Source organism: Agromyces sp. GQ35 (assembly GCF_059758475.1).
This window is the reverse complement of the sequence record NZ_JCAXEO010000002.1, coordinates 339,914-366,433: the sequence shown is the minus strand read 5'-3', so window position 1 is coordinate 366,433 and position 26,520 is coordinate 339,914. Positions and strand designations below refer to the sequence as shown.

Annotated in this window: 25 protein-coding genes; 13 read left to right on the top strand and 12 right to left on the bottom strand. The window is 67.9% G+C overall.

Annotated elements, in window-relative coordinates; genetic code table 11:
* The first annotated feature begins 193 nt into the window (after positions 1-193).
* The 6 genes from AC6CH0_RS13725 to AC6CH0_RS13700 all read left to right on the top strand — a co-directional run bounded on the left by AC6CH0_RS13725 (position 194) and on the right by AC6CH0_RS13700 (position 4,662).
* Positions 194-820 carry a superoxide dismutase gene (locus AC6CH0_RS13725; protein ID WP_498101778.1) on the top strand — a complete coding sequence of 209 codons (627 nt, stop codon included), beginning with the start codon at positions 194-196 and terminating at the stop codon, positions 818-820.
* A gap of 96 nt (positions 821-916) precedes the next feature.
* A complete protein-coding gene (gene gap, locus AC6CH0_RS13720) occupies positions 917-1,921 on the top strand; it encodes a type I glyceraldehyde-3-phosphate dehydrogenase (protein ID WP_498101776.1) in 1,005 nt (334 codons plus the stop codon).
* 11 nt (positions 1,922-1,932) lie between these two features.
* Entirely contained in the window at positions 1,933-3,147 is a 1,215-nt protein-coding gene (locus tag AC6CH0_RS13715) for a phosphoglycerate kinase (RefSeq protein WP_498101774.1), read from the top strand.
* Positions 3,138-3,926, top strand: coding sequence for a triose-phosphate isomerase (tpiA, locus tag AC6CH0_RS13710; protein ID WP_498101772.1), 789 nt, complete (start codon positions 3,138-3,140; stop codon positions 3,924-3,926). The genes AC6CH0_RS13715 and tpiA overlap by 10 nt, the downstream gene beginning before the upstream one ends.
* A gap of 105 nt (positions 3,927-4,031) precedes the next feature.
* The gene (gene secG, locus AC6CH0_RS13705) at positions 4,032-4,283 is read left to right on the top strand and encodes a preprotein translocase subunit SecG (protein ID WP_108595410.1); all 252 of its coding nucleotides are present in this window, start codon (positions 4,032-4,034) and stop codon (positions 4,281-4,283) included.
* Positions 4,284-4,296: 13 nt separating this feature from the next.
* Positions 4,297-4,662, top strand: a complete 366-nt coding sequence (locus AC6CH0_RS13700; protein ID WP_498101770.1) for an RNA polymerase-binding protein RbpA — start codon at positions 4,297-4,299, stop codon at positions 4,660-4,662.
* A 79-nt stretch (positions 4,663-4,741) separates the two neighbouring features.
* Here AC6CH0_RS13700 and pgl read toward each other — a convergent pair whose 3' ends face one another.
* From pgl to tkt, 6 genes are read right to left on the bottom strand one after another with little or no spacing between them, the layout of a single operon-like run.
* Complete coding sequence (pgl, locus tag AC6CH0_RS13695) at positions 4,742-5,512, bottom strand: 6-phosphogluconolactonase (protein ID WP_498101768.1); 771 nt, start codon at positions 5,510-5,512, stop codon at positions 4,742-4,744.
* Positions 5,509-6,468, bottom strand: a complete 960-nt coding sequence (locus AC6CH0_RS13690) for a glucose-6-phosphate dehydrogenase assembly protein OpcA (RefSeq protein WP_498101766.1) — start codon at positions 6,466-6,468, stop codon at positions 5,509-5,511. Before AC6CH0_RS13690 ends, pgl begins: the two co-directional genes overlap by 4 nt.
* Positions 6,465-8,006 carry a glucose-6-phosphate dehydrogenase gene (zwf, locus tag AC6CH0_RS13685; RefSeq protein WP_498101764.1) on the bottom strand — a complete coding sequence of 514 codons (1,542 nt, stop codon included), beginning with the start codon at positions 8,004-8,006 and terminating at the stop codon, positions 6,465-6,467. Before zwf ends, AC6CH0_RS13690 begins: the two co-directional genes overlap by 4 nt.
* 15 nt (positions 8,007-8,021) lie before the next feature.
* Positions 8,022-9,626 (bottom strand): glucose-6-phosphate isomerase, encoded by a 1,605-nt coding sequence (locus AC6CH0_RS13680; RefSeq protein ID WP_498101762.1) that lies wholly within the window; start codon positions 9,624-9,626, stop codon positions 8,022-8,024.
* Positions 9,623-10,732, bottom strand: a complete 1,110-nt coding sequence (gene tal / locus AC6CH0_RS13675) for a transaldolase (RefSeq protein ID WP_498101760.1) — start codon at positions 10,730-10,732, stop codon at positions 9,623-9,625. The genes AC6CH0_RS13680 and tal overlap by 4 nt, the downstream gene beginning before the upstream one ends.
* Positions 10,733-10,758: 26 nt before the next feature.
* A complete protein-coding gene (gene tkt, locus AC6CH0_RS13670) occupies positions 10,759-12,852 on the bottom strand; it encodes a transketolase (RefSeq protein WP_498101758.1) in 2,094 nt (697 codons plus the stop codon).
* A 327-nt stretch (positions 12,853-13,179) separates the two neighbouring features.
* On the opposite strand from tkt, the gene AC6CH0_RS13665 reads away from it, so the two are divergent.
* A complete protein-coding gene (locus AC6CH0_RS13665; protein WP_498101756.1) occupies positions 13,180-14,100 on the top strand; it encodes a heme o synthase in 921 nt (306 codons plus the stop codon).
* A gap of 42 nt (positions 14,101-14,142) precedes the next feature.
* Here AC6CH0_RS13665 and AC6CH0_RS13660 read toward each other — a convergent pair whose 3' ends face one another.
* Positions 14,143-14,757, bottom strand: coding sequence for a gamma carbonic anhydrase family protein (locus tag AC6CH0_RS13660; RefSeq protein ID WP_498101754.1), 615 nt, complete (start codon positions 14,755-14,757; stop codon positions 14,143-14,145).
* Between the two features lie 10 nt (positions 14,758-14,767).
* Positions 14,768-15,679, bottom strand: coding sequence for a COX15/CtaA family protein (locus tag AC6CH0_RS13655; protein WP_498101752.1), 912 nt, complete (start codon positions 15,677-15,679; stop codon positions 14,768-14,770).
* Between the two features lie 251 nt (positions 15,680-15,930).
* On the opposite strand from AC6CH0_RS13655, the gene sufB reads away from it, so the two are divergent.
* From sufB to AC6CH0_RS13630, 5 genes are read left to right on the top strand one after another with little or no spacing between them, the layout of a single operon-like run.
* Positions 15,931-17,349: a Fe-S cluster assembly protein SufB gene (gene sufB, locus AC6CH0_RS13650; RefSeq protein ID WP_498101750.1), complete on the top strand. Its 1,419-nt coding sequence runs from the start codon at positions 15,931-15,933 to the stop codon at positions 17,347-17,349.
* Between the two features lie 14 nt (positions 17,350-17,363).
* Positions 17,364-18,548: a Fe-S cluster assembly protein SufD gene (gene sufD / locus AC6CH0_RS13645; protein ID WP_498101748.1), complete on the top strand. Its 1,185-nt coding sequence runs from the start codon at positions 17,364-17,366 to the stop codon at positions 18,546-18,548.
* 1 nt (position 18,549) lies between these two features.
* Entirely contained in the window at positions 18,550-18,876 is a 327-nt protein-coding gene (locus AC6CH0_RS13640) for a non-heme iron oxygenase ferredoxin subunit (RefSeq protein ID WP_498101746.1), read from the top strand.
* A gap of 52 nt (positions 18,877-18,928) precedes the next feature.
* The gene (gene sufC, locus AC6CH0_RS13635; RefSeq protein ID WP_498101744.1) at positions 18,929-19,714 is read left to right on the top strand and encodes a Fe-S cluster assembly ATPase SufC; all 786 of its coding nucleotides are present in this window, start codon (positions 18,929-18,931) and stop codon (positions 19,712-19,714) included.
* A 20-nt stretch (positions 19,715-19,734) separates the two neighbouring features.
* Positions 19,735-20,064 carry a metal-sulfur cluster assembly factor gene (locus AC6CH0_RS13630; protein ID WP_074258975.1) on the top strand — a complete coding sequence of 110 codons (330 nt, stop codon included), beginning with the start codon at positions 19,735-19,737 and terminating at the stop codon, positions 20,062-20,064.
* Between the two features lie 87 nt (positions 20,065-20,151).
* Here the strand turns inward: AC6CH0_RS13630 and AC6CH0_RS13625 are convergent, their stop codons facing one another.
* Complete coding sequence (locus AC6CH0_RS13625) at positions 20,152-22,197, bottom strand: M3 family metallopeptidase (protein WP_498101742.1); 2,046 nt, start codon at positions 22,195-22,197, stop codon at positions 20,152-20,154.
* A gap of 70 nt (positions 22,198-22,267) precedes the next feature.
* Between AC6CH0_RS13625 and AC6CH0_RS13620 the strand changes: the two genes are divergently transcribed.
* Positions 22,268-23,095 carry a methyltransferase domain-containing protein gene (locus AC6CH0_RS13620; RefSeq protein ID WP_498101740.1) on the top strand — a complete coding sequence of 276 codons (828 nt, stop codon included), beginning with the start codon at positions 22,268-22,270 and terminating at the stop codon, positions 23,093-23,095.
* Positions 23,096-23,154: 59 nt separating this feature from the next.
* Here AC6CH0_RS13620 and AC6CH0_RS13615 read toward each other — a convergent pair whose 3' ends face one another.
* From AC6CH0_RS13615 to valS, 3 genes are read right to left on the bottom strand one after another with little or no spacing between them, the layout of a single operon-like run.
* Positions 23,155-23,379, bottom strand: coding sequence for a hypothetical protein (locus tag AC6CH0_RS13615; protein ID WP_498101738.1), 225 nt, complete (start codon positions 23,377-23,379; stop codon positions 23,155-23,157).
* A complete protein-coding gene (locus tag AC6CH0_RS13610; protein WP_498101736.1) occupies positions 23,379-23,825 on the bottom strand; it encodes a GNAT family N-acetyltransferase in 447 nt (148 codons plus the stop codon). The genes AC6CH0_RS13615 and AC6CH0_RS13610 overlap by 1 nt, the downstream gene beginning before the upstream one ends.
* Before the next feature lie 8 nt (positions 23,826-23,833).
* Positions 23,834-26,416 (bottom strand): valine--tRNA ligase, encoded by a 2,583-nt coding sequence (valS, locus tag AC6CH0_RS13605; protein ID WP_498101734.1) that lies wholly within the window; start codon positions 26,414-26,416, stop codon positions 23,834-23,836.
* Between the last annotated feature and the right edge of the window lie 104 nt (positions 26,417-26,520).

Genomic DNA, 26,520 nt, shown 5'->3' with positions numbered 1-26,520 from the left:
CCGGTGTGCCCGCCCCGCGTGTTGCGGCATTCGGCCTGCGCGCCCGCGCGCCGTCGTGCGATCTCCGTCATACAGCGTCAACGCCGCACCGCGAGCTCGACTCCATGGCTGCCGGCGGGCATAGACTCGGATGGCAGCCGCGGAACCCCGGGGATACGCCCGGGTGACCCGGCGCATCTGACAAGGAGAAGCAATGGCCGACTACACCCTCCCCGATCTGCCCTACGACTACTCGGCCCTCGAGCCGGCGATCAGCGGCGCGATCATGGAGCTGCACCACTCGAAGCACCACCAGGCGTACGTGACGGGCGCGAACACCGCGCTCGCCCAGCTCGCGGAAGCTCGTGACTCGGGCAACCTCGCGAATGTCAACAAGCTCGAGAAGGACCTCGCCTTCAATCTCGGCGGCCACGTCAATCACTCCGTCTTCTGGACGAACCTCTCGCCCGACGGCGGCGACAAGCCGACCGGCGAGCTCGCCGCGGCGATCGATGAGCACTTCGGTTCCTTCGACAAGTTCCAGGCGCACTTCACGGCCACCGCGCTGGGCGTCCAGGGCTCGGGCTGGGCAGTGCTCGCCTGGGATTCAATCGGAGAACGCCTGATCATCGTGCAATTCTTCGACCAGCAGGGCAATCTGCCTGCGGGCATCGTGCCGTTGCTCATGCTCGACGTCTGGGAGCACGCGTACTACCTCGACTACAAGAATGTGCGCGCCGACTACGTCAAGGCCTTCTGGACCATCACGAACTGGGAGAACGTCCAGAAGCGGTTCCAGACCGCTGGTGAGAAGACCTCAGGGCTGCTGCTACTGTCGTAAACGGATGGTGTCCCCGGACCTGTCCGGGGACACCGCCGTCCGACCAGTTCACCAGTGAAAGTGCGCGTTCGCGCCATCATCAATCAGGAGACATCTGTGTCTGTAAAGATCGGCATCAACGGCTTCGGCCGTATCGGCCGCAACTACTTCCGCGCCGCCCTGGCCCAGGGCGCCGACCTCGAGATCGTCGCCGTGAACGACCTCACCGACAACAAGACGCTGGCCCACCTCCTGAAGTACGACTCCATCACGGGTCGCCTGGACGCGACGGTCGATTACGACGACGACAACATCATCGTCAACGGCACCGCGATCAAGGCATTCTCCGAGCGCGACCCGGCGAACCTGCCCTGGGGCGAGCTCGGCGTCGACATCGTCATCGAATCGACCGGCTTCTTCACGAAGGCGGGCGACGCTCGCAAGCACATCGAGGCCGGCGCGAAGAAGGTGCTCATCTCGGCACCCGCGACCGACGAAGACGCCACGTTCGTGATCGGCGTCAACGAGCACGAGTACGACCCCGAGAAGCACCACATCATCTCGAACGCCTCGTGCACGACCAACTGCCTCGCGCCGCTCGCCAAGGTCTTCAACGACGCATTCGGCATCGAGCGCGGCCTGATGACCACGGTGCACGCCTACACGGCTGACCAGAACCTGCAGGACGGCCCCCACAAGGACCTGCGCCGCGCCCGTGCCGCCGCAGTCAACATCGTTCCGACCTCGACCGGTGCGGCGAAGGCCATCGGCCTGGTGCTGCCCGAGCTCGTCGGCAAGCTCGACGGCTTCGCGCTTCGCGTGCCCGTGCCCACCGGCTCGATCACCGACCTCACGGTCACCTCCTCGCGCCCGGTGACGGTCGACGAGGTGAAGGCCGCGTACAAGGCCGCTGCCGAGGGCCCCATGAAGGGCATCCTCAAGTACACCGAAGACGAGATCGTCTCGAGCGACATCGTCTCCGACCCGCACTCCTCGATCTTCGACGCCGGTCTCCTCCGCGTGCTCGGCGACCAGGTGAAGCTCTCGAGCTGGTACGACAACGAGTGGGGCTACTCCAACCGTCTCGTCGACCTCACCGAGTACGTCGCCGATCGTCTCTGAATCGAGTCCTCGTGACCCTGCGAACGATCGATTCCCTCGGTCCGCTCGCCGGCAAGCGCGTCGTCGTCCGTTGTGACCTGAACGTCCCCCTGCGGGACGGGGCCATCACGGACGACGGCCGCGTGCGGGCCTCGGTCCCCACCCTTGCGGCACTCGTCGCCCAAGGAGCCCGCGTCATCGTGATCTCCCACCTCGGGCGACCCGACGGTGCACCCGACGCGCAGTACAGCCTCGCGCCGGTCGCCGCACGCCTCGGAGAACTGCTCGACGCCCCAGTCGCCTTCGCGACCGACACCGTCGGTGATGATGCTGCGGCGAAGGTCGCCGGTCTCGGCGATGGCGAGGTGCTCGTCCTCGAGAACCTGCGGTTCAATCCGGGGGAGACCTCGAAGAACGAAGCAGAGCGCTCGGCGTTCGCCGGCTCGCTCGCCGAGTTCGCCGACGCGGTCGTCTCCGATGGTTTCGGCGTCGTGCACCGCAAGCAGGCGAGCGTCTTCGAGCTCGAGCACCTGCGCCCGAGCGCTGCCGGTCTCCTGATCGCAGCTGAACTCGACGTGCTCGATCGGCTCACCGAAACCCCCGAGCGCCCCTACACGGTGGTGCTCGGCGGCTCCAAGGTCTCCGACAAGCTCGGCGTCATCGCGCACCTGCTCCCTCGAGTCGATGCGCTGCTGATCGGCGGCGGCATGCTCTTCACGTTCCTCGCCGCTCAAGGGCAGAAGGTCGGATCGAGCCTGCTCGAGTCCGACCAGATCGAGACGGTGCGTGGATACCTCGCCGAGGCAGCCGAACGCGGTGTCGACATCGTGCTGCCCACCGACGTCGTCGTGGCCGCTTCGTTCTCTGCAGATGCAGAGCATGTCGTGACAGCCGCCGACGCGATCGAGCAGACGCCGTTCGCGGCATCCGGACTCGGCCTCGACATCGGTCCCGACACGGCAGCTGCCTTCGCCGAGCGCATCCGCACGTCGAAGACGGTGTTCTGGAACGGCCCGATGGGCGTGTTCGAACTCGCGCCGTTCGCTGCGGGTACACGCGTGGTCGCTGAAGCGCTCACGCAGGTCGACGGACTCAGCGTCGTCGGCGGCGGCGATTCGGCAGCCGCCGTTCGCCAACTCGGCTTCGATGACGGCCAGTTCGGTCACATCTCCACGGGGGGCGGCGCAAGCCTCGAGTTCCTCGAAGGGAAGAAGCTCCCCGGACTGGAGGTCCTCGGATGGCAGTGAAGCGCACCCCGTTCATCGCAGGCAACTGGAAGATGAACCTCGACCATCTGCAGGCGATCGCATTCGTGCAGAAGCTGGCATGGGCTCTCGCCGACGCGAAGCACGACTTCGCCGATGCCGAGGTGGCCGTGTTCCCGCCGTTCACCGACCTGCGTTCGGTGCAGACGCTCGTCGCGGCCGACTCCCTGCCCATCGGCTACGGCGCGCAGGATGTCTCTGCGCACGACTCCGGCGCGTACACCGGTGAGATCTCGGGCGCGTTCCTGGCGCAACTCGACTGCCGCTACGTGATCATCGGCCACTCGGAACGACGCACGCTGCACGCCGAGTCCGACGCCGAGGTCAACGCCAAGATCGCAGCAGCTCACCGGCACGGTCTCGTGCCCGTCGTGTGCGTCGGCGAGACGGCTGAAGACCTCGAGCAGCACGGCCCGAGTGCCGTGCCGGTGGCGCAGCTGCGTGCCGCGCTCGAGGGTATCGACGGCTCCAAGGGGCTCGTCGTCGCCTACGAGCCGGTCTGGGCGATCGGATCCGGCCAGGCGGCGACGCCGGCGCAGGCCGAGCAGGTCGCGGCTGCACTGCGCGCACTGCTCGTCGAGCTCCTGGGCGACGAGGTCGCCCAGTCGACCCGCGTGCTCTACGGCGGTTCGGTGAAGGCGGCGAACATCGCGTCGTTCCTGCGTGAACCGAACGTCGACGGCGCGCTCGTCGGCGGTGCGAGCCTCGACATCGACGAGTTCTCGAGCATCGTGCGGTTCAAGAAGCACGTCGGCGCCTGAATCACGTGTGCCCGGGAGCGCGATGCGTTCCCGGGCACAGTGGCGCTTCCGGCTATACTCGATTGTCGGCACCGACCCATCTGTCGTGCCCGGAAAGGTTCACCCGTGGAGATTCTCCAGGTCGTCCTGCAGGTGCTGCTCGGTCTCACGAGCCTGCTGCTGACGTTGCTCATCCTGCTGCACAAGGGGCGCGGCGGCGGTCTGTCGGACATGTTCGGTGGCGGTGTCACGTCGAGCCTCGGCGCATCCGGTGTCGCTGAGCGCAACCTGAACCGCATCACGGTCATCCTCGGGCTCGTGTGGGTCACCTGCATCGTCGTGCTGGGTCTCATCACCAAGTTCGACGCCGGAATCTGACGAAGGGCTCATCGTGGCATCAGGAAACAGCGCCATCCGCGGCTCACGCGTCGGAGCCGGCCCCATGGGGGAACAAGACCGTGGCTTCCACGCAGACCGCGTCGCGGTCAGCTACTGGGACGCGCACGGCAACGAGACCGTGCGGTACTTCTCGGCGACCCTTCCCGAGGAAGAGATCCCCGAGACGATCGACAGTCCCTCCAGCGGACTTCCCGCGGGCCGCGATCGCGAGAACCCGCCGTCGGTCTCGAAACTCGAGCCCTACAAGACGCACCTCGCGTACGTGAAAGAGCGCCGTACCGACGAAGAGGCGGCAGCGCTGCTCGACGACGCACTCACACAGCTGCGCACGCGTCGCGGTCAGGCGCCGAAGGCCTGACCTCGACGAGCGCGAATGCGAGAGGGGGTCGGCCACCAGGCCGACCCCCTCTCGCGTTTCCGTTCGCTGGCAGGCGAGTTCAGTACTCGCGCGCGATCAGCGACTCCGGCACTTCGGATGCGGCATCGGCATCGACGAAGAAGACCGTACGACGTCGACCCTTGATGCCGGCGACCGGCACCTCATCGCGGCTGGCGCCCGCAAGGGCGAGCCCGAGCGCCGATGCCTTGTCAGCGCCCGCAAGTACCAGCCAGATGCGCTGTGACGCGTTGATGACCGGCCGAGTGAGGCTCAGCCGCTCGGGCGGTGGCTTCGGCGAGTTGCGAACGGGAATCACCGTGCGATCGGTCACCTGAATGCCGGAGCGGTGCGGGAAGAGCGATGCGATGTGACCGTCGGGCCCGACACCGAGGAAGGTGATGTCGAAGATCGGGTGCGTCAGCCCGTCGACGCCGTGCGAGGCGAGTTCGGCTGCGTAGGCCTCCGCTGCGGCATCGAGGTCGAGGCCGGAGTCCGCCGCCGGAAACGGATGCAGGTTCGTCGACGGAACGTCGAGCTCCCCGAGGAACGCGCCGCGGGCCTGCTCGTCGTTTCGCTCGGCGTCGCCCGCCGGCAGCCACCGTTCGTCGCCCCACCAGAAGTGCACTCGCGACCAGTCGATCGAGGTGTGCGCCGGCGACGAGCCGACTGCGGCGAGTACCGCCGCCCCCATCGAGCCGCCGGTGAGCACGATGTGCGCAACCGCCTGGGTGTCGAGGATGTCGAGGAGCTTCGTGACGAAGCGGGCAGCGACGGAGCCGGCGAGCGATGCCTTGTCGGGGTGCACGAGCACGCGTCGTTCGTTGGTCATGACCTGCCACCTTCGTCGTCGGCACCGAGCAGCGCGAGTCCGCTCGTGATCACATCACCGTACAACTCATCGGGGTCGAGCCGGCGCAGTTCGTCGGCCAGGCAGTCCCGCAGGTTGCGCCGTGGCAGCGCCAGGTCGTGCAGGGGCTGGCCGGGCTGACGAAGCGTCGCGATTCCGGGCACGTCGCGAATCAACTCGATGGCACCACCTTCGCGGGACAGCCGCACGCCGTGGATGCCGTGCGACACCGCGTCGGGACCCGTGAGCTCGTACTCGGTGGGCGCATCGAGCTCGAGACGCAGCCATGCCGCGAGCAGGGTGGTCGACGGAGAGTCGATCGCACCCGTGACCTGCACCGCGGTGACGGGCTCGTAGGGCGGCTGGTCGAGCACCGCGGCGAGCTGCGCCCGCCACAGGGTCAAACGCGTCCACGCGAAGTCGGCGTCGCCCGGCGTGTAGTTCGTGGCGAGCGCGCGCAGGGCCGCCTGGGGGTCGGGCTGCGCCGATGCATCCGTGATTCTGCGGTGCGCGATGCGCCCGAGCGCCGAACGACCGGGCACTGCCGGGGCGGCGCTCGGCCACCACGTGACCACCGGCGCATCGGGAAGCAGGAGCGCCATGACGAGGCTCTCCTCGTCGCGTGCCGCATCGCCGCATGCGCGCAACACGATGACCTCGCTTGCTCCGGCGTCACCGCCGACGCGGATCTCGGCGTCGAGCCTCGGCGCAACCGCCGAGGACTCCGTTCCGGGCTCGGTCGAGACGACGATGACGCGCATGGGGTGTTCGCGCGAGGCATCGTTGGCCGCCTCGATCGCTTCTTCCTCGGCCCCGGGGGAGGTGGCGATGACGAGGGTGAGCACGCGGCCGAGGGCGACGACACCGCCCTCTTCGCGGATCTTCACGAGGGTCTTGGAGACCTGGCTCGTCGTCGTGTCGGGCAGATCGACGATCATGGGCGTCTCCAGCTTCGTCCGTCGCGTTCGAGGAGTTCATCGGCGGAATCCGGACCCCAGGTGCCCGGCCGGTATTGCTCCGGCTGGCCCTGCGTGGCCCAGAACTCCTCGATCGGGTCGAGGATCTTCCAGGAGAGTTCCACTTCCTCCTGACGGGGGAAGAGCGGCGGGTCGCCGAGCAGCACGTCGAGGATGAGCCGTTCGTAGGCCTCGGGGCTCGCCTCGGTGAACGCGTGGCCGTAGCCGAAGTCCATCGTGACGTCGCGCACCTGCATGCCAGCGCCCGGCACCTTCGAACCGAAGCGGATCGTGACGCCTTCGTCGGGCTGGACTCGGATGACGAGCGCGTTCTGGCCGAGCTGCGAGGTCTGGCTGTCGGCGAACACCTGTTGCGGCGCTCGCTTGAACACGACCGCGATCTCGGTGACGCGACGCCCGAGACGCTTGCCGGCGCGAAGGTAGAACGGTACACCCGCCCATCGTCGAGTGCCGATGGTGAGTTTCATGGCCGCATAGGTCTCGGTGGTCGACTCGGGGTTCATGCCGTCTTCGTCGAGGAAGCCGATGACCTTCTCGCCGCCCTGCCAACCGCCGGCGTACTGCCCCCGGGCGGTGCCGGTCGCGAGGTCTTCCGGCAGCCGTACTGCCGCGAGGATCTTCTCCTTCTCTGCCCGCAGATCGCCGGCCTCGAACGAGATCGGCTCCTCCATCGCGGTGAGCGCGAGCAGTTGCAGCAGGTGGTTCTGGATCACGTCTCGCGCCGCGCCGATGCCGTCGTAGTACCCGGCGCGGCCGCCCACGCCGATGTCTTCCGCCATCGTGATCTGCACGTGGTCGACGTAGTTGGCGTTCCAGATCGGTTCGTAGAGCTGGTTCGCGAAACGGAGCGCCAGGATGTTCTGAACGGTCTCCTTGCCGAGGTAGTGGTCGATGCGGAACACCGAGTCGGGCGGGAACACCGACGCGACGACGTCGTTGAGCTCGCGTGCCGTCTGGAGGTCGGAGCCGAACGGCTTCTCGATCACGACGCGGCGCCACTGGTTGTCGCTCTGCTCGGTGAGTCCGGAACGTTTGAGCTGCTCCGTGACGAGCGGGAACGACTTCGGTGGGATCGACAGGTAGAAGGCGTGGTTGCCCATCGTGCCGCGCTTCTCGTCGAGCTCGCCGACGACTTCACGCAGGCGGTCGAATGCCGCGTCGTCGTCGAAGTCGCCCTGCACGAAGCGGATGCCGCGCGCGAGTTGCTTCCAGACGTCTTCGCGGAACTCGGTTCGTGCGTACTCCTTCACCGAGTCGTGGACGACCTTCTCGAAGTCCTGATGCGCCCAATCACGCCGGGCGAAGCCGACGAGCGCGAACCCGGGTGGCAACAGCCCGCGATTGGCGAGGTCGTAGACCGCCGGCATGAGCTTCTTGCGTGACAGGTCGCCGGTCACACCGAAGATGATGAGGCTCGACGGACCCGCGATGCGGTTCAGGCGATAGTCCTTCGGGGATCGGAGCGGGTTGTGCTGCGCGGTGATCGCGGCCGGTTGCATCGTTTCTCCGGAAGATCAGCCGACGACGTCGAACAGTGTCGTCGTATTGGCTGCGGGGTCGGTGAGCGTGAGGGTGAGGACCGGGCGGCCGTGGTCTGCCAGCACGCTGGCGTCGCCGGAGGCCTGAGCGGCGATCAGCTGTCCGAAGGTGAACGGACGCTCGGGGATGGCCAGGTCTTCAGCGGGCGCCTGAGTGATCTGGAGGAACGCTCCGACCGCTGGGCCGCCCTTGTGGAACTGCCCGGTCGAGTGCAGGAATCGAGGACCCCAGCCGAAGGTGACGGGACGACCGGCACGCGCCGCGAGCAGGTCGCGAAGGCGCTCGAGCTCGGGGTGCGCGACACGATCGACGTAGGCCTGGATCGAGAGGTACCCGTTCGCGGGAAGTTCTTCGAGCAGCACATCGATGGCCGAGGCGAGATCGCTGGAAGCGCCGATCACCTCGGGGGTGCCGCGCACCTCGATGCCCTGCTCGACGAATGCCGCCGGTGCGGGCTCGGGGCGTGCGTCGAGCAGTCCGCGAGCGGCGATCTTGGCAGACTCCACGTCGGGCTGGTCGAACGGGTTGATGCCGAGCAGGCGGCCCGCGATCGCCGTTGCGTACTCCCAGACCAGCAACTGTGCGCCGAGCGTGCCGGAGACCCGGATCTCGTCGGTGCCGTCGTCGCGGAAGATCTCGTCGCCGGCCTCGTCGACGACGCGCACGATCTGCAGGTCGGGAACGTTCTCGCTGAGCTCGGGTGCGTCGACACGGAGCACGACGGGCAGCACGCCGGTGCCGTCCTTGCCGGTGGACTCGGCGATGAGCTGTTCGGCCCAGTCGGCGAATCCGACGATGTGCGTGCCGTCGGCGATGATGCCGAGCTTGTCGCGCAGGGGCGAGGTTGCGGCGATCGCGGCACCCAGCACGAGTCCGGGGTTCTCGGGGCTGTCGATCGCGAGCGAGAGCTCGATCGTCTCGGCCTCGTCGAGGATCTCGGCGATGTCGACGCCGGCGAGACCCGAGGGCACGAGTCCGAATGCCGTCAAGGCGGAATAGCGCCCACCGACGTTCGGGTCGGCGTTGAAGACCCGGTACCCGGCCGCGCGGGCGGACTCGTCGAGCGGCGAGCCCGGGTCGGTCACCACGATGATGCGAGTGGTCGGGTCGATGCCGGCGTCGCGGAACGCCTGCTCGTAGATGCGACGCTGGCTGTCGGTCTCGACGGTCGATCCCGACTTCGAGGAGACGACGAGGGCCGAGCTCGCGAGCCGATCGGCGAGCGCCGCGCGAACCTGGCCGGGCTCGGTCGAGTCGAGCACCGTGAGCTGCACGTTGGTGGTGCGCGTGATGACCTCGGGCGCGAGCGACGAACCGCCCATGCCGGCGAGCACGATGTGGTCGACGCCGGCGGCGTGGAGCTCAGCACGCAGCGCCACGATCTCGGGTACGAGGGGACGCGACACCGCGACCGCCTCGGTCCAGCCGAGGCGCTTCGCGGATTCCGCTTCGGCCTGCGGACCCCAGAGGGCCGGGTCCTGACCCGTGATGCCGCTCGCGACGAGGTCGGCGACGAGCGTGGGCACGGTGCCGCGCACGGCATCGGCCGCGGCGCCGCTCACCGAGATGTGGAAGCTCATCGGGATGACTCCAGCGCGCCGCGAACCGTGTCGAGCAGTTCGTTCCACGAGACGATGAACTTGTCGACGCCCTCGTTCTCGAGCACGAGCGTGACGTCGTCGTAGTCGACCCCGACCCGGGCGAGCGCGTCGAGTACCGCTCCGGCGTCGCCGTACGCACCGGTGACGGTGTCACCCGTGATGACGCCGTGGTCGAACGTGGCTTCGAGGGTCTTCTCGGGCATCGTGTTGACGACGCCGGGTGCGACGAGCTCGGTCACGTAGAGCGTGTCGGGCAGGGCGGGATCCTTGACACCCGTCGATGCCCAGAGCGGACGCTGACGATTGGCGCCGGCTGCCAGGAGCGAGGACGCACGCTCACCGCTGAACTCCTGTTCGAAGAGCTCGTATGCGAGGCGGGCGTTCGCGATGCCTGCCTTGCTCTTCAGTGCGAGCGCTTCGTCGGTGCCGATCGCGATGAGTCGCTTGTCGATCTCGGTGTCGACGCGCGAGACGAAGAAGGAGGCGACCGAATGGATGGTCGAGAGGTCGATGCCGGCGGCCTTCGCCTGCTCGAGGCCGGCGAGGTAGGCCTCGATGACCTGGCGGTACCGGTCGAGGCTGAAGATCAGGGTGACGTTCACGCTGATGCCGGAGCCGATGGCCTCCGTGATCGCGCCGAGGCCCTCGACGGTCGCCGGGATCTTGATCATCGCGTTCGGGCGGTCGACCTTGGCCCAGAGCGACTTCGCCTCGGCGATCGTTCCCGCCGTGTCGCGGGCGAGGCCCGGAGCGACCTCGATCGAGACGCGGCCGTCGAAGCCGTTCGACCGGTCGTAGACCGGGCGGAAGACGTCGGAGGCGTCGCGCACGTCGTCGGTGGTGATCTCGAACACCGCGGTGTCGATGTCGGCACCGGCCGCGGCGAGCGCGCGCACCTGCTCGGCGTAGCGCTCGCCCTTCGCCAGCGCACCGGCGAAGATCGTGGGGTTGGTGGTCACGCCGACGACGTTCCGTTCGCCGATGAGTCGTGCGAGGTCGCCGGAGGCGATGCGTTCACGTGAGAGGTCGTCGAGCCAGATGCTGACGCCGGCCTCTGAGAGGACTGCGGTGGGGGAGCTGGTCATGGGAGTTTCTCCTCTTCTGGCGCGCGTCAGGCCGACGCGAGCGATTCCTTCGCGGCGGCGACGACGGCTTCCGCCGTGATGCCGAACTCGCGGAACAGGGTCTTGTAGTCGGCGGATGCGCCGAAGTGCTCGATCGACACGGCGCGGCCGCGGTTGCCGAGGTAGCGCTGCCAGGTGAGCGCGAGGCCGGCCTCGACCGAGACCCGGGCGGTCACGCCCGCGGGCAGCACCTGCTCGCGGTACTCGACCGGCTGCTCCTCGAACCACTCGAGCGACGGCGCCGAGACGACGCGTGCGCCGATGCCCTCGGCGGCGAGCGTCTCGCGAGCGGCGATTGCGAGCTGCACCTCGGAGCCGGTGGCGATGAGGATCACGTCAGGGGTGCCCGAAGCGGCCTCGGCGAGGATGTAGGCGCCCTTCGAGACGTTCGATGCGGCCGCGAGGGTGTCGCCGGATGCCGCGCCGTCGCCGCGCTCGAACACGGGGATGTTCTGCCGGGTGAGCGCGATGCCCGCAGGGGCATCGGTGCGCTTGAGGATCTCGAGCCAGGCGTACGCGACCTCGTTCGCATCGGCGGGACGCACGACGGCGAGGCCCGGGATGGCCCGCAGAGTGGCGAGCTGCTCGACCGGCTGGTGGGTCGGGCCGTCTTCGCCGAGCGCGACGGAGTCGTGGGTCCAGACGAAGATCGAGGGCACCTTCATGAGCGCCGCGAGTCGTACGGCGGGTCGCATGTAGTCGCTGAAGATGAGGAAGGTGCCGCCGAAGGCGCGCGTCTTGCCGTGCAGCACGATGCCGTTGAGGATGGCGCCCATGGCGTGCTCGCGAATACCGAAGTGCAGCACCCGTCCGTAGGGATTGCCGGAGAACTCGTGCGTCGACCATTCGGTCGGGATGAACGACGGGGCGCCGTTGATCGTGGTCAGGTTCGACTCGGCGAGGTCGGCCGAGCCGCCCCAGAGTTCGGGCATCACGCCGGCGAGGGCGTTGATGACCTTGCCCGACGCCGCGCGTGTGGACACGTCGGTGCCGCCGTCGAAGACCGGCAGCGCCGATTCGATGTCGTCGGGCAGCACGCCGGACTCGAGCCGGTCGAGCAGTGCCTTGCGCTCGGGGTTCGCCGCCGCCCAGGCGTCGAACGCGAGCTGCCATTCGGCGTGGGCCTCGGCGCCGCGCTGGACCGCACCGCGGGTGTGCGCGAGAACATCGTCGGCGACCACGAAGCTCTGCCCGGGGTCGAAGCCGAGCACCTCCTTCGTCGCGGCGAGCTCGGCCGCGCCGAGTGCCGAGCCGTGGATCTTGCCCGAGTTCTGCTTGCCCGGCGAGGGCCAGCCGATGATCGTCTTCAGGATGATGATCGACGGCTTGTCGGACTCGCCCTTCGCCGCTTCGATCGCTGCGTTCAGCTCGGCGACGTCTTCGACGTATTCGCCGCTCTTCTTCCAGTCGACGGTCTGCACGTGCCAGCCGTAGGCCTCGTACCGCTCGGCGACGTTCTCGGTGAAGGCGATGTTCGTGTCGTCTTCGATGGAGATCTGGTTGGAGTCGTAGATCACGACGAGGTTGCCGAGCTGCTGGTGGCCCGCGAGCGAGGACGCCTCGCTCGTGATGCCCTCCTGCAGGTCGCCGTCGCCCGCGACGACATAGACGAAGTGGTCGAACGGGCTCGTGCCCGCTGCGGCATCCGGATCGAAGAGACCGCGCTCGAACCGCGCTGCGTAGGCGAAGCCGACCGCGGAGGCGAGGCCCTGGCCGAGCGGGCCAGTGGTGATCTCGACGCCCGCAGTGTGGCCGTACTCGGGGTGGCCGGGGGTCTTCGAGCCCCAGGTGCGCAGCGATTCGAGGTCGTCGAGCTCGAGGCCGTCGCCCGCGAGGAAGAGCTGCACGTACTGCGTGAGCGAGGAGTGGCCGGCGGAGAGGATGAAGCGGTCGCGGCCGAGCCAGGCGTGGTCGGCGGGGTCGCGACGCATGACCTTCTGGAAGAGGAGGTATGCGGCGGGCGCGAGGCTCATCGCGGTGCCGGGATGTCCGTTTCCGACCTTCTCGACGGCGTCGGCCGCGAGTACGCGTGCCGTGTCGACGGCCTGGTCGTCAATGGGTTCCCACTGCAGAGTTGCCACGATGTGCTGTTCCTTCCGGTCATGAACGGCGCCGGGAACCGATGTTCCCCGTCACCGCGGGAGTCGCTACGGCGCGAAGTGCCCGGCGGATGACCCGTTGGTCGTCGGCACCGGACGGCAATTCGAATCCGCGCCGTCGGGCGCGCATTGCCAGTATATGGACTCCTCAGGTTTCAGGACCGTGACGAGAAGATCACGGGCGCCGCGATGCGAAGTGAGGCCCCGTCAATGCCGGGAATGCGCTTACCCAACCGGCCGACACATGTTGTCATAGAATCGAACGCGGGCGTGGCGGCACATGCGCGCCCGCGCGCCGGAAGAGGAACGATGCAGGCAGCCGTAGACACCCGAGTCACCCGACCGGCGATGACCGTTCGGCGCAAGTTCGCCGCGTACGTGGCACTCACGAAGCCACGCGTGATCGAGCTCCTTCTGGTGGTCACCGCCCCGACGATGATCCTCGCCGAGCAGGGACTGCCGAACCTCTGGCTCCTCGTGGCCACACTCATCGGCGGCGCCATGAGTGCCGGGTCGGCCGGAGCGTTCAACTGCTACATCGACCGCGACATCGACCGTGTGATGAAGCGCACGCAGGGCCGACCGCTCGTCACCGGTGAGCTGACCGACCGTGAGGCACTCGTCTTCGCGTACGGCCTCGGTCTGGCGTCGATCGCCTGGCTCTGGATCTTCACCAATTGGCTCGCCGCGGCGCTCTCGCTCGGCGCGATCCTGCTCTACGTGGTGTTCTACAGCCTGATCCTGAAGCGTCGCACCGCGCAGAACATCGTCTGGGGCGGCGTGGCCGGATGCATGCCCGTGCTGATCGGCTGGGCGGCCGTGACCGAGAGCCTCGGCTGGGCGCCGTTCATCCTCTTCCTCATCATCTTCCTCTGGACGCCGCCGCACTACTGGCCGCTCTCGATGAAGTACAAAGACGACTATGCCGCCGCCGGTGTGCCGATGCTCGCGGTGGTTCGCGGCCGCGCCCAGGTCGGACTGCAGGTCATCCTTTACGCATGGGCGACGGTGGCATGCTCGCTGCTGCTCATCCCGATCGCCGATATGGGGCTCGTCTACTCGACGGTCGCCGTGGTCACGGGGGTCTGGTTCATCTACGAGACGCACCGTCTCTACAACCTCGCGATCCGCCACGAGCAGGTCTCGCCGATGCGCGTGTTCCACGGGTCGATCGCGTACCTCTCCCTGCTGTTCCTCGCCGTCGGCGTCGACCCGCTGCTCCCGTTCTAGACGACTCGGCGGGAGCGGATGCGATCGCGGGAATGACGGCGCTCAGGCGTCGGATGCCGCGGCGCCGTCGATCAACCGGTCGTCGGCGTGCGCGGCGAAGAACGCCGACTGCCTCGTCATGATCTCGCGCATGTCCGCTGCCCGCGGACTCCCGTAGACCGTGCCGACGAAGTCGAGGTCACGCTGGATCGCCCAGATCTCCTCATGCCGCTCCGGAGGCAGCACTTCGGCAGGGGTGCCGACCGCGACCCACGAGATCGGCACCACGACCCCTGCGCCGAGTGCCGTGTTCACCTGCACCACCGCATTGATTCGCACTTCGGCACCACGGCCGATCGACGCGCCGGGGAACACGGACGCGCCGGTGGCGATGAACGCCTCGTCATCGACGGTGGCGCCGTTGATGTGCGAGTGCGGTCCGATCATCACGTGATCGCCGATGGCGACCTCGTGATCGGCACGCCCGCGAATCACGGCGTGCTCCATGACCACGCACTCGGCGCCCACCTCGATGGCACCGTCTTCGGCGCTGAGCACTGCGCCGTGCAGGATGCGGCTGCCCGCCCCGATGGTGACGGCGCCGGAGAGCACCGCGGTCTCCGCGACGGTGGCGGTGGGGTGCACGACGGGTCGGCGGCCCCGGTGTTGGATCAGCATGCCGTCGCGGTCAGCGGGCCGGCGCTGCGGCGGTGTCATCGAGCGCGTGACCGGCGGTGATGCTCACCGCCGGTCGCTTCAACCGCAGGATGACGATGGTCATGGCCGCTGCGGAGAGCGCCGCCAGCACCATGTGCACGCCGACCGCGAACGGCGGCAGCCCGTTGCGGGCCTGGTAGAGGCCCACTGCGACCTGGACGAGCTCGACTGCGAGCAGTGCGATGGACCAGCGGAGCGTCGGCAACCGCAGTCGCCATGCGGTGATGACGAGCACGAGCGTCAGCGCGAGTAGTGCGTAGCCGGGCCAGGCGTGGATGTGCTCGAGGATCTCCGAGTCGAAACCGGAACGTCCGGCCGCGGCATCGCCCGAGTGCGGCCCTGACCCCGTCGTGAGCACGCCGAACACGATCGTGATCAGCAGCACGGCGCTCGTGCCGTGCGTGAGTGCGGCGAACCACGTCGGCACGGCTCGTTCGCGAGGTCCGGCGGGGGAGTCCATGCGATCGAGGAACGCCGCGGTGACGCACACGAGCGCCAGCGACGAGAGGTAGTGGAACCCGACGATGAACGGGTTGAGGCCGGTCCAGACCGTGATGCCGCCGACGACCGCCTGTGCCACGATGCCAACGCCGACGATGAAGGAGAGCACGTAGAGGTCGTGGCGCTCACGACGCACACGCCAGACCAGCACGAACACGATGAGCGCGATGATGCCGACGACGCCGGTCATCATGCGGTTCCCGAACTCGATGAGCGAGTGGTAGCTCAACTCGTCGGTGGGCACGAGGGAATCGGCGGTGCAGGTCGGCCAGGTGGGGCATCCGAGCCCCGACCCCGTCAGCCGCACCGCGCCACCCGTCGCGATGATCGTGACCTGGGCGATGAACGATGCCCAGGCGAAGCTGCGGAGTGTGCGGGTCACGCGGGTTCGTTCCTGATCCGGATCGCGCTGTGACGGCGCTGGGAGTCCTGCCCGGCGCCCCCGCGACCCTATAGACTTGATGGGTTGGCACGCCCGTCGACTGCGCGAAACCGCGCGCTTCGGGCCGTAAGCCATCTTAGGTTGGCAACAGCGCCACCGGGCACATCATCACCCACTCAACGAGCGCCTCGACTCACGAGGGGAATGAGCCGGCCTGATAGCCGGTTGTACCGGAGGAGAAGAGGGAGAGCATGACGGACGTACTGATCGACCGACCGGAACTCGAAGGACTCGGTACCTACGAGTTCGGCTGGGCCGACTCCGACGCTGCTGGGGCATCCGCCCGACGCGGCATCTCGCCGGAGGTGGTCGCCGACATCTCAGGGCTGAAGAACGAGCCCGAGTGGATGCTCCAACGTCGCCAGCGCGCACTGCAGCTCTTCGAGCGCAAGCCGATGCCCACGTGGGGCGCCGACCTGTCGGAGATCGACTTCGACAACATCAAGTACTTCGTGCGTTCCACCGAGAAGCAGGCCCAGACCTGGGAAGACCTGCCCGACGACATCAAGAACACGTACGAGCGGCTCGGCATCCCCGAGGCCGAGCGCCAGCGTCTCGTCTCGGGCGTGGCCGCCCAGTACGAGTCCGAGGTCGTCTACCACCAGATCAATGAAGACCTCGAGCGCCAGGGCGTCATCTTCATGGACACCGACACCGCACTGCGTGAGCACCCCGAGTTCTTCGAGGAGTACTTCGGCACCGTGATCCCGGCCGGCGACAACAAGTTCGCCGCGCTCAACACGGCGGTGTGGTCGGGCGGTTCGTTCGTCTACGTGCCGAAGGGCGTGCACGTCGAGATCCCGCTGCAGGCCTACTTCCGCATCAACACCGAGAACATGGGCCAGTTCGAGCGCACGCTGATCATCGCCGACGAGGGCAGCTACGTGCACTACATCGAAGGCTGCACGGCGCCGATCTACAAGAGCGACTCGCTGCACTCCGCGGTCGTCGAGATCATCGTGAAGAAGGACGCACGCGTGCGCTACACGACGATCCAGAACTGGTCGAACAACGTCTACAACCTCGTCACGAAGCGGGCGACTGCTGCCGAAGGCGCCACCATGGAGTGGGTCGACGGCAACATCGGCTCCAAGGTCACCATGAAGTACCCGTCGATCTTCCTCATGGGCGAGCACGCGAAGGGCGAGACGCTCTCGGTCGCGTTCGCCGGGCCCGGCCAGCACCAGGACGCGGGCGCCAAGATGATCCACATGGCCCCGTACACGCAGTCGTCGATCGTCTCGAAGTCGATCGCGCGCGGCGGTGGCCGAGCCGGCTACCGCGGCGAGGTCCGCATCGACGCGAATGCGCACCACTCGGCGAACAGCGTCGTCTGCGATGCACTGCTCGTCGACACGATCTCGCGCTCCGACACGTACCCGGCGATCGACATCCGCGTCGACGACGTGAAGCTCGGTCACGAGGCGACGGTCTCGAAGGTCAGCGAGGAACAGCTGTTCTATCTCATGAGCCGTGGCATCGACGAGACCGAGGCCATGTCGATGATCGTGCGCGGCTTCATCGAGCCGATCGCCCGCGAGCTGCCGATGGAATACGCGATGGAACTCAACAAGCTCATCGAAATGGGCATGGAAGGCAGCGTCGGCTAGGAATGACCGATCAGATGACCAGCACAGCACCGCGTTCATCCGCTTTGGCCACTCCCGGGCAACACGGCCTCGTCGCGCACACCGACGGCGCCTTCGTGCCCGTGCAGACCCGGTCCGAACGGTTCCGTTCGGTCGACGTCGAGGACTTCGCACCCGTCAACGGCCGCGAGCACGAGTGGAAGCTCTCCCCGATCGCCGTCTTCGCCGACCTCACCGGTGGCGAACTCGACGGTTCACGCCTTCCGATCGAGACGACGGATGTCACGGGCGTTTCCTTCTCTTACATCGCACGCGACGACGCCCGCATCGGCACCGCCGGCACGCCCGAAGAGCGCGCGAGCGCCAACGCGTGGTCGACCTTCGGCGAGGCGCTGCTGGTCTCCGTCGAAGGCGAAGACGAGAAGATCGCATTCGTGACCCGAACCGCACTCGGCGACAGCCCGCGCGCCGCGCACACCGTCATCGAGGCAGCGCCGAACAGCCGCGCGCTCGTCGTGCTCGCCGGCACGGGCACCGCCCGGCTCAGCGAGAACGTCGAGATCCTCGTCGGCGACGGGGCATCCCTCACCGTCGTCTCGCTCCAGGAGTGGGACGACGACGCCGTGCATCTCTCGAGCCAGTTCGCGCGTCTCGGCCGCGACTCGTTCCTCAAGCACATCGTCGTTTCGCTCGGCGGCAAGGTCGTGCGGGTGAACCCGTCGACCCACCTCGCCGAGCAGGGCGCCGACATCGAAGCGCTCGGCCTCTACTTCGCCGATGCGGGCCAGCACCTCGAGCAGCAGGTGTTCGTGCATCACGATGCACCGCACACCAAGAGCCGGGTCACCTACAAGGGCGCCCTGCAGGGCACGGGCGCCCGCACCGTGTGGGTCGGCGACGTGCTGATCGGCAATGCCGCGACCGGCACCGACAGCTACGAGCAGAATCGAAACCTCGTGCTCACCGACGGCACCCGCGCCGACTCCGTGCCGAACCTCGAGATCGAGACCGGCGACATCGCGGGCGCAGGTCACGCGAGCGCGACCGGCCGATTCGACGACGAGCAGTTGTTCTACCTCATGGCACGCGGCATTCGTGAAGACGAGGCGCGGCGTCTCGTCGTGCGCGGCTTCCTCACCGAGATCGTGCAGAAGATCGGCTCCGCCGACCTCGAGGCCCGCCTCACGGCGGCGATCGAAGCCGAACTGGAAGGTCGCTGACATGGCCGCCACTCGCGTTTGCTCGATCGATGAGCTCGCCGTCAACGAGGCGTCGCGCTTCGTGCTCGAGGGCGTGCCGATCGCCGTGGTGAAAGATGCCGCAGGCGAGGTCTTCGCCATCGGCGACACCTGCACGCACGGCGACATCTCCCTCGCAGAGGGGTTCGTCGAAGACGACACCCTCGAGTGCTGGGCTCACGGCTCCATGTTCTCCCTCAAGACGGGCAAGCCATTGACGTTGCCCGCGTACGAGCCCGTCCCGGTCTACCAGGTCGAGCTCAAGGACGGCGACGTCCACATCGATCCCACGGTCACACTGACCGTCTGACCTCCCTTCTCCGGCCCGGAACGGCCGGCAACCGAAAGAGACCACTACGAACATGTCCGTTCTCGAGATCAAGAACCTCCACGTCAACGTCGAGACCGACCAGGGCACTCGCGAGATCCTCCGCGGTGTCGACCTCGTCATCAACGAGGGCGAGATCCACGCGATCATGGGCCCGAACGGCTCGGGCAAGTCGACCCTCGCGTACACGATCGCCGGTCACCCGAAGTACCAGGTCGTCCAGGGCGAGATCCTGCTCGACGGCGAGAACGTGCTCGAGATGTCGGTCGACGAGCGCGCACGCGCCGGCGTCTTCCTCGCGATGCAGTACCCGGTCGAGATTCCCGGCGTGACGGTCACGAACTTCCTCCGCACCGCCAAGACGGCGATCGATGGCGAGGCGCCCCCGATCCGCGGCTGGATCAAAGACGTGCGGGCGTCGATGTCGAACCTCAAGATGGACTCGGCCTTCGCCGAACGCAACGTCAACGAGGGGTTCTCGGGCGGCGAGAAGAAGCGCAACGAGATCCTGCAGCTCGAACTCCTGAAGCCCAAGTTCGCCGTGCTCGACGAGACCGACTCCGGTCTCGACGTGGACGCGCTCAAGATCGTCTCCGAGGGCGTCAACCGTGCGCACTCCACCACGGGGCTCGGCGTGCTGCTCATCACGCACTACACGCGTATCCTCCGTTACATCAAGCCCGACTTCGTGCACGTCTTCGTCGCCGGCAAGATCGCCGAGCAGGGCGGCCCCGAGCTCGCCGACCGCCTCGAAGACGAGGGCTACGACCGCTACCAGGTCGCCGAGTCGGCCGCGGCCGAACCGGTGTCCGCCGAATAGGGCGAGGGTAGAATCGCACCATGGTCACCTCCCTCGCACCAGAGCGCTACGACCAGGTCGAAGAAGCGCTGAAAGACGTCATGGACCCCGAGCTCGGGGTCAACATCGTCGACCTCGGTCTCATCTACGATCTCGGCTGGGACGATGAGAACGATGCCCTCGTCATCCACATGACGCTCACGAGCGCCGGATGCCCCCTCACCGACGTGATCGAAGAGCAGACCGCCGAGGCGCTCGACGGCACGGTCGACGCGTTCCGCATCAATTGGGTGTGGATGCCGCCGTGGGGTCCCGAGCGCATCACCGATGACGGCCGTGACATGATGCGGGCACTCGGGTTCGCGATCTGAGCCGACGCGATACGAACCGACTCGATTCGAGCCGTGCTCCTTTCGATGGATGCCTCGTGCAGCACGCTGCACGAGGCATCCGTCGTCTCAGGCGAGACCGCGCCGGGCGAGCAGGGCAGCGATGTCCGGCTCTCGACCGAGCAGGCGCCGGATCGACTCTCGCGGATCACGCGACCCGCCCGGGGCGAGCACCTCGCGGCGGAATCGTTCGCCGTTCGCCCGGGTCGCCCCACCGTTGTCCTCGAACCAGGCCATGATGTCGGCTCCGGGCACCTCGCTCCAGATGTAGAAGTAGTAGCCGGCGTCGTAACCGCCCGCGAAGATGTGAGCGAAGTACGTGCTGGAGTACCGCGGCGGAACGAGCGGGTCGTCGAGGCCGGCTGCGGACAGTGCCGTCCGTTCGAACTCGCCGACGTCGCCGACGGCCGCCGCCTCTTCGGGGGAGAGCCGGTGCCACGCCTGGTCGAGTGCGGCCGCCGCGAGGTACTCGGTCGTCGCGAAGCCCTCGTTGAAGGTGCGTGAGGCGAGGAGCCGCTCGACCAGGTGCGTCGGTAAGGTCTCGCCGGTCTCATGGTGCACGGCGTAGTTGTTGAGAATCTCGGGGCGGAGGACCCAGAGTTCGTTCACCTGGCTCGGCAACTCGACGAAGTCGCCCTCGACATTCGTGCCGGCCGCAGAAGGATGCACGACCTGCGACAGCAGACCGTGCAGCGCATGCCCGAACTCGTGGAACAGCGTCTCGGTCTCGTCGAGTGTGAGGAGGGTCGGCTCGCCTTCGGCCGGCTTCGTCACGTTGAGGTTGTTCACGACCACGGGGAGGGTGCCCTCGAGCGTCGATTGCTCGACGAGAGAGCTCATCCACGCGCCGCCGCGCTTGGAATCTCGCGTGTAGAGGTCGAGCAGGTAGAGACCGACCGGCGCACCGCTCTCTTCGAAGACCTCGAAGACCCGCGTCTCCGGGTGGTAGCCGACGAGGTCGGTGCGCTCGGTGAACCGCAGTCCGTAGAGCAGGTTCGCGGCGTGGAAGACACCTTGCTCGAGCACGCGCTCGAACTCGAGGTACGGGCGCATCGCCTGCAGGTCGACGTCGAACCGATCGCGACGCACCGCTTCGCTGAGCCTCGCCCAGTCGGAAGCTTCGAGGCTTCGCCGGTCGAGGGCCGCCGCCTGCGCCTCGAGCGTCTCCGCCTCGCTGCGGGCGTTCGCGGTCGCAGAGGGCACGAGGCGCTCGAGCAGGTGGGCGACCGCCTCCGGCGAACCCGCCGTCTCATCGACGGTCACCGCGGCGGCATGGCTCCGGAATCCCAGCATGCGCGCGCGATCGGCGCGGAGCCGCACGAGTTCGAGGAGAATCTCGCGTGTGTCGTACTCGCCGCCGCGGCATCCGCGCGACCGCGACGCAGCGAACAGCCGGTCGCGCACCTCGTCGCGCTCCAGCTCGCTGAGCGCCGGTTGCGAGGTCGGGAGCACGAGCGTGATGAGCCAGCCGGGGACACCACGCTGGATCGCGGCCTCGCGGGCCGCTGAACGTCGCCCGTCGTCGAGCCCCTCGAGCTCTGCCGCATCGACGAGGTGCAGCGCGAGCTGGTTCGTCTCGGCGAGCAGACGTTGCTGGAACGCGGTCGTGAGCTCCGAGATGCGGGTGTTCACGGCCGTGAGTGCGGCTCGCGCGTCGGCGTCGAGGGCTGCGCCGGCGAGCGTCGCCTTGCGATGGTGGCGCTCGAGCAGGTGCACCGACGCGGCATCGAGCCCGAGCTCGTCACGCGACGAATGGAGTTCGACGAGACGGGCGTAGAGGCGTGGGTCGAGCCGGATGGCATCGCGGTGCGCGGCGAGCCGGGGAGCGAAGTCGACCTCGAGCGCGTCGATCGCGGGGCTGCTGTCGGCCGAGCTCGCGTTCTCGAACACCGGCAGCACGCGGCGCAGCGTGGCGCTCGAGCGTTCGAGGGCGACGATCGTGTTGTCGAACGTGGGTGCGGCCGCGTCGGTGGCGATCGACTCGACCGCGTCACGCTGCTCGCGCATGCCGAGCTCGATCGCCTGCCGGTAGTGTTCGGGTCGAATGAGTGCGAAGAGCGGGAGGTGGTACGGCAGCGGGCTCGGCTGGATCAAGGGGTTGGACGGATCGATCATCCGTCCACCGTACTTCGACGTCGCGCGACACTCGTGTCGCGCCGGCCGGGCAGAAGCATATGCTCGAACCATGAGCACCGACCGGCCCGGAACGACTGCACGCGACGAGTACACTCACGGCCATCACGCGAGTGTGCTTCGTGTGCACGCCTGGCGCACGGTGGAGAACTCGGCGGCGTATCTGGTCCCGCACCTGCGTGAGGGCGTTCGGGTGCTCGACGTCGGCAGCGGCCCCGGCACGATCACCCTCGATCTCGCGCGACGTGTGCGCCCCGGCACGGTCATCGGCGTCGACGCCTCGGCCGATGTGGTGGCCCACGCAACGGGTCTCGCTGAAAGCGAGGGCGTCGCGAACGCCCGGTTCGCGGTCGGTGACGCGTATGCGCTCGACTTCGACGACGACACCTTCGACATCGTGCACGCGCATCAGGTGCTGCAACACCTCGGCCGCCCCGTCGACGCGCTCCGGGAGTTCCGGCGCGTCACCAAACCGGGTGGCGTCGTGGCGGTCCGTGACGTCGACTACGGCGGTGTGATCTGGAATCCCGCCTCGCCGGGGCTCACCCGCTGGCTGGAGCTCTACCACGCAGTGCACGCATGGAACGGCGGGGAGGCGGATGCGGGGCGTCGGCTGAAGAGCTGGGCCCGCGAGGCCGGACTCACCGACATCGCGGCGACCGCGACCAACTGGGTCTTCGCCACCGAGCTCGAACGCGAGTGGTGGGGCGGCGCGTGGGCCGAGCGCGCGACCGAGTCGCAGTTCGCCGCGCACGCGATCGAATCAGGTCACTCGAACCCCGCAGAACTGCAGCGCATCGCCGACGCGTGGCGCGCGTGGGCCGCCGACGCCGACGGCTGGCTGCTGATGCCGCACGGCGAGATCATCGCGCGCGCGTGAAGATCGCCCCCGAGTGAAGGCTGTGGCGAAGCCGTGACACCGCGATGCGGCCGAGACGGCTACCAGTCTTCGTCGGCGTCGTGCGCATCGACGATCGTCTCGCGCACGACCGTGCCGTCGTCGAGTTCGGCGATCGGCCGACCCTCGAGCCACGTCAGGGTCCAGTGGCGGTTCGTGCCGTCGCCCGCGAACGTCGTTTCGGCGGCCGCGATGCGCTCGTGGAGCGCAGTGGGTACGGATGGCGGCGGCGCTGCGCCGAACGCCCAGCGGGTGCCGAGTCGCATCACGCGTCCATCTCGTAGGTCACCCAGCTGGTGCGCCTGGCGAGCTGGTCGTAGACGCGCTGCGCGTCTGCGTTGTCGTCGGCCGTGATCCAGCTGACCCCGCCGCTGCCGATCTCGGCGGCGCGGGCGTGCACGAACTCGACGAGCGCGCGCCCGATGCCGGATCCGCGGGCGGCGTCATCGACGTAGAGGTCGTCGAGGTACATGCCGCGCGTCGCGCTGAGCGAGTGCGGCACCGCCCGGAAGTGGGCGAGCCCGACCGGTCGGCCCTCGTCATCGACGGCGAGCGCTGCCTGCAGCGGCTCCGCCTCGTCGCGGATCCAGTTCCACACGATCAGCGCCTTGGCGTCGTCGAGCTCCGTCTCGTAGAAGCTGCAATATGCCGCGAAGAGCGGCAGCCACCCGAAGAAGTCGTCGTCACCGGCCGATCGAATCTCGTAGTTCATGGTTCCCCCTATTCCGACGGCGCCTCGAAGACGACGTCGCGGACTTCGAACGACTCGGCTTCGACGAAGCCGAGCTCGGCGATGCGCCCCACCGCACGCAGATCGGATGCGACCGACTCGAGCAGCGCGATCGTCACGGCCGGGGCCGCGATGACGGCGCTCGTGACGGGCGTCTTCTGCGACGCCTTCGCGTCGGTCTTGGCGCGCCGGATGCCGGTCAGTGCGAGTCCGGCGAGTTCGAGCAGTTCGACACCGGCTTCGCCGCGCGCGGCGAGATCGTCGACGGTCGGCCAGGAGGCGAGATGCACGGAGCCGTCGTGCGACCAGCGCCACGCCTCTTCGGTCGCGAACGGGATGACGGGTGCGAAGAGGCGCAGCAGCACGTCGAGCGCCGTCTTGAGGGCGGCGACGGCCGACTCCTGTTCGTCGCTCGGTGCACCGTAGGCACGCTCTTTCACGAGCTCGAGGTAGTCGTCGCAGAAGGTCCAGAAGAACGTCTCGGCGAGCTCGAGCGCACGAGCGTGATCGTAACCGTCGAGTGCGCGGGTGGCGCGATCGACGACGACGGCGAGTTCGGCGAGCATGCTGCGGTCCACCGGCACGGTCACCGCGGCATCCGCCCGACCCTCGAAGCCGAGGATGAACTTCGCCGCGTTCAGCACCTTGATCGCGAGACGACGGCCGATCTTCACCTGCGTCGGGTTCTGCGGGTCGAAGGCGGCGTCGGTGCCGAGTCGGGACGAGGCCGCCCAGTACCGCACCGCGTCGGAGCCGTGCTGTTCGAGCAGGCCGGCCGGGGTGACGACGTTGCCCTTCGACTTCGACATCTTCTTGCGGTCGGGGTCGACGATGAAGCCCGAGATCGAGGCGTTCGCCCACGGCGAAACTCCGTGCTCGAGCTCGGCGCGAAGCGTCGTCGAGAACAGCCAGGTGCGGATGATGTCCTGCCCCTGAGGACGCAGCGAATACGGGAAGACGAGCTCGAACAGTTCGGGGTCGCGTTCCCAGCCGCCCGCGAGCTGCGGAGTGAGCGAGGATGTCGCCCAGGTGTCCATGACGTCGTGCTCGCCGATGAAGCCACCGGCGGTGCCGCGCTGGGCTTCGTCGAAGCCCGGTGCCGCTGCCGACGAGGGGTCGACGGGCAGCATCTCGCGAGTCGCGACGATCGGCTCGTCGAACTTCGGGTCGCCCGCCGCGTCGAGCGGGTACCAGACGGGGATCGGTACTCCGAAGAAGCGCTGGCGCGAGACGAGCCAGTCGCCCGAGAGGCCGCCGACCCAGTTCTCGTAGCGAACGCGCATGAAGTCGGGGTGCCAGTCGATTTCGCGACCGTGCGTCAGGAGGCGCTCACGCAGTGCCTCGTCACGAGCGCCGTTGCGGATGTACCACTGACGCGTCGACACGATCTCGAGCGGCTTGTCGCCTTTCTCGAAGAACTTCACGGGGTGCGTGATCGACTTCGGGTCGGCGAGCAGGTCGCCTGAGTCGCGGAGCTGCTGCACGACGGCCTGCTTCGCCGAGAACGTGGTCTTGCCGGCGAGCTCGGCGAACGCTGCCCGGCCGGCCTCGGAGGTGATCGCCTCAGGGGCTTCAGCGATGACGCGACCGTCGAAGCCGATGATCGCGCGGTTCGGCAGGTCGAGTTCGCGCCACCACACCACGTCGGTGATGTCACCGAAGGTGCAGATCATCGCGATGCCGGTGCCCTTGTCTTTCTGGGCGAGGTGGTGGGCGAGCACCGGCACCTCGACGCCGTAGACGGGGGTCGTGACGGTGGTGCCGAACAGCGGTTGGTAGCGCTCGTCATCGGGGTGCGCCACGAGTGCGACGCACGCGGGAATCAGCTCGGGACGGCTGGTCTCGATCTCGACGACGCCGCCGTCGGGCGTGTGGAACGCGACCCGGTGATAGTGGCCGGGCTGTTCGCGGTCTTCGAGTTCCGCCTGCGCGACCGCGGTACGGAACGTGACGTCCCACAGGGTCGGGGCGAGCGCCTGGTACGCCTCGCCGCGTTCCACGTTGCGCACGAAGGCGAGCTGCGATGCGAAGAGCGACTCCTCACCGATCGTGCGGTACGTCTGGGTCCAGTCGACCGAGAGTCCGAGCTGGCGCCAGAGCGCCTCGAACTGCTGCTCGTCTTCGACGGTCAGGCGCTCGCAGAGCTCGATGAAGTTGCGACGGCTGATGGGCACCTGATCGGCGGCCTTCGTCGACTTGCCGTCACCGCCCTCGAACGGCGGCACGAATCCCTCGGAATAGGGCAGGGTCGGGTCGCAGCGAACGCCGTAGTAGTTCTGCACGCGGCGCTCGGTGGGCAGGCCGTTGTCGTCCCAGCCCATCGGGTAGAAGACGCTCTTGCCGCGCATGCGCTGGAATCGTGCCACGACGTCGGTGTGCGTGTACGAGAACACGTGCCCGATGTGCAGCGAGCCCGACGCAGTGGGCGGGGGAGTGTCGATCGAGTAGATGCACTCGCGAGTGGCCGATGCGCGATCGAACCGGTACGTGCCCTCACGCTCCCATGCGCCTCCCCAGACCGATTCGAGACCCTCGAGGGCGGGCTTGTCGGGAATGCGGGCCGTGTCGGTCATGATGCTCCGGTTCGATATCGGCGGCACCGTGTCTGTAATGAGGTGCCTGAATGTGCGACTCTCCAGCCTACCCGAGAGCGAACTGCGAGCCGGCTGGGCGAGGG

What these genes read in the sequence shown, in the direction of transcription:
- AC6CH0_RS13615 (WP_498101738.1), bottom strand. Translation starts at nt 23,379, where the DNA reads ATGCGACTCGGCACCCGCTGGGCGTTCGGCGCAGCGCCGCCGCCATCC.
- sufD (WP_498101748.1), top strand. Translation starts at nt 17,364, where the DNA reads ATGACCAGCACAGCACCGCGTTCATCCGCTTTGGCCACTCCCGGGCAA.
- pgl (WP_498101768.1), bottom strand. Translation starts at nt 5,512, where the DNA reads ATGACCAACGAACGACGCGTGCTCGTGCACCCCGACAAGGCATCGCTC.
- AC6CH0_RS13665 (WP_498101756.1), top strand. Translation starts at nt 13,180, where the DNA reads ATGCAGGCAGCCGTAGACACCCGAGTCACCCGACCGGCGATGACCGTT.
- AC6CH0_RS13610 (WP_498101736.1), bottom strand. Translation starts at nt 23,825, where the DNA reads ATGAACTACGAGATTCGATCGGCCGGTGACGACGACTTCTTCGGGTGG.
- tal (WP_498101760.1), bottom strand. Translation starts at nt 10,732, where the DNA reads ATGACCAGCTCCCCCACCGCAGTCCTCTCAGAGGCCGGCGTCAGCATC.
- tpiA (WP_498101772.1), top strand. Translation starts at nt 3,138, where the DNA reads ATGGCAGTGAAGCGCACCCCGTTCATCGCAGGCAACTGGAAGATGAAC.
- AC6CH0_RS13630 (WP_074258975.1), top strand. Translation starts at nt 19,735, where the DNA reads ATGGTCACCTCCCTCGCACCAGAGCGCTACGACCAGGTCGAAGAAGCG.
- AC6CH0_RS13725 (WP_498101778.1), top strand. Translation starts at nt 194, where the DNA reads ATGGCCGACTACACCCTCCCCGATCTGCCCTACGACTACTCGGCCCTC.
- sufC (WP_498101744.1), top strand. Translation starts at nt 18,929, where the DNA reads ATGTCCGTTCTCGAGATCAAGAACCTCCACGTCAACGTCGAGACCGAC.
- valS (WP_498101734.1), bottom strand. Translation starts at nt 26,416, where the DNA reads ATGACCGACACGGCCCGCATTCCCGACAAGCCCGCCCTCGAGGGTCTC.
- AC6CH0_RS13625 (WP_498101742.1), bottom strand. Translation starts at nt 22,197, where the DNA reads ATGATCGATCCGTCCAACCCCTTGATCCAGCCGAGCCCGCTGCCGTAC.
- AC6CH0_RS13680 (WP_498101762.1), bottom strand. Translation starts at nt 9,626, where the DNA reads ATGAGCTTCCACATCTCGGTGAGCGGCGCCGCGGCCGATGCCGTGCGC.
- AC6CH0_RS13620 (WP_498101740.1), top strand. Translation starts at nt 22,268, where the DNA reads ATGAGCACCGACCGGCCCGGAACGACTGCACGCGACGAGTACACTCAC.
- AC6CH0_RS13660 (WP_498101754.1), bottom strand. Translation starts at nt 14,757, where the DNA reads ATGCTGATCCAACACCGGGGCCGCCGACCCGTCGTGCACCCCACCGCC.
- AC6CH0_RS13690 (WP_498101766.1), bottom strand. Translation starts at nt 6,468, where the DNA reads ATGATCGTCGATCTGCCCGACACGACGACGAGCCAGGTCTCCAAGACC.
- AC6CH0_RS13640 (WP_498101746.1), top strand. Translation starts at nt 18,550, where the DNA reads ATGGCCGCCACTCGCGTTTGCTCGATCGATGAGCTCGCCGTCAACGAG.
- zwf (WP_498101764.1), bottom strand. Translation starts at nt 8,006, where the DNA reads ATGCAACCGGCCGCGATCACCGCGCAGCACAACCCGCTCCGATCCCCG.
- sufB (WP_498101750.1), top strand. Translation starts at nt 15,931, where the DNA reads ATGACGGACGTACTGATCGACCGACCGGAACTCGAAGGACTCGGTACC.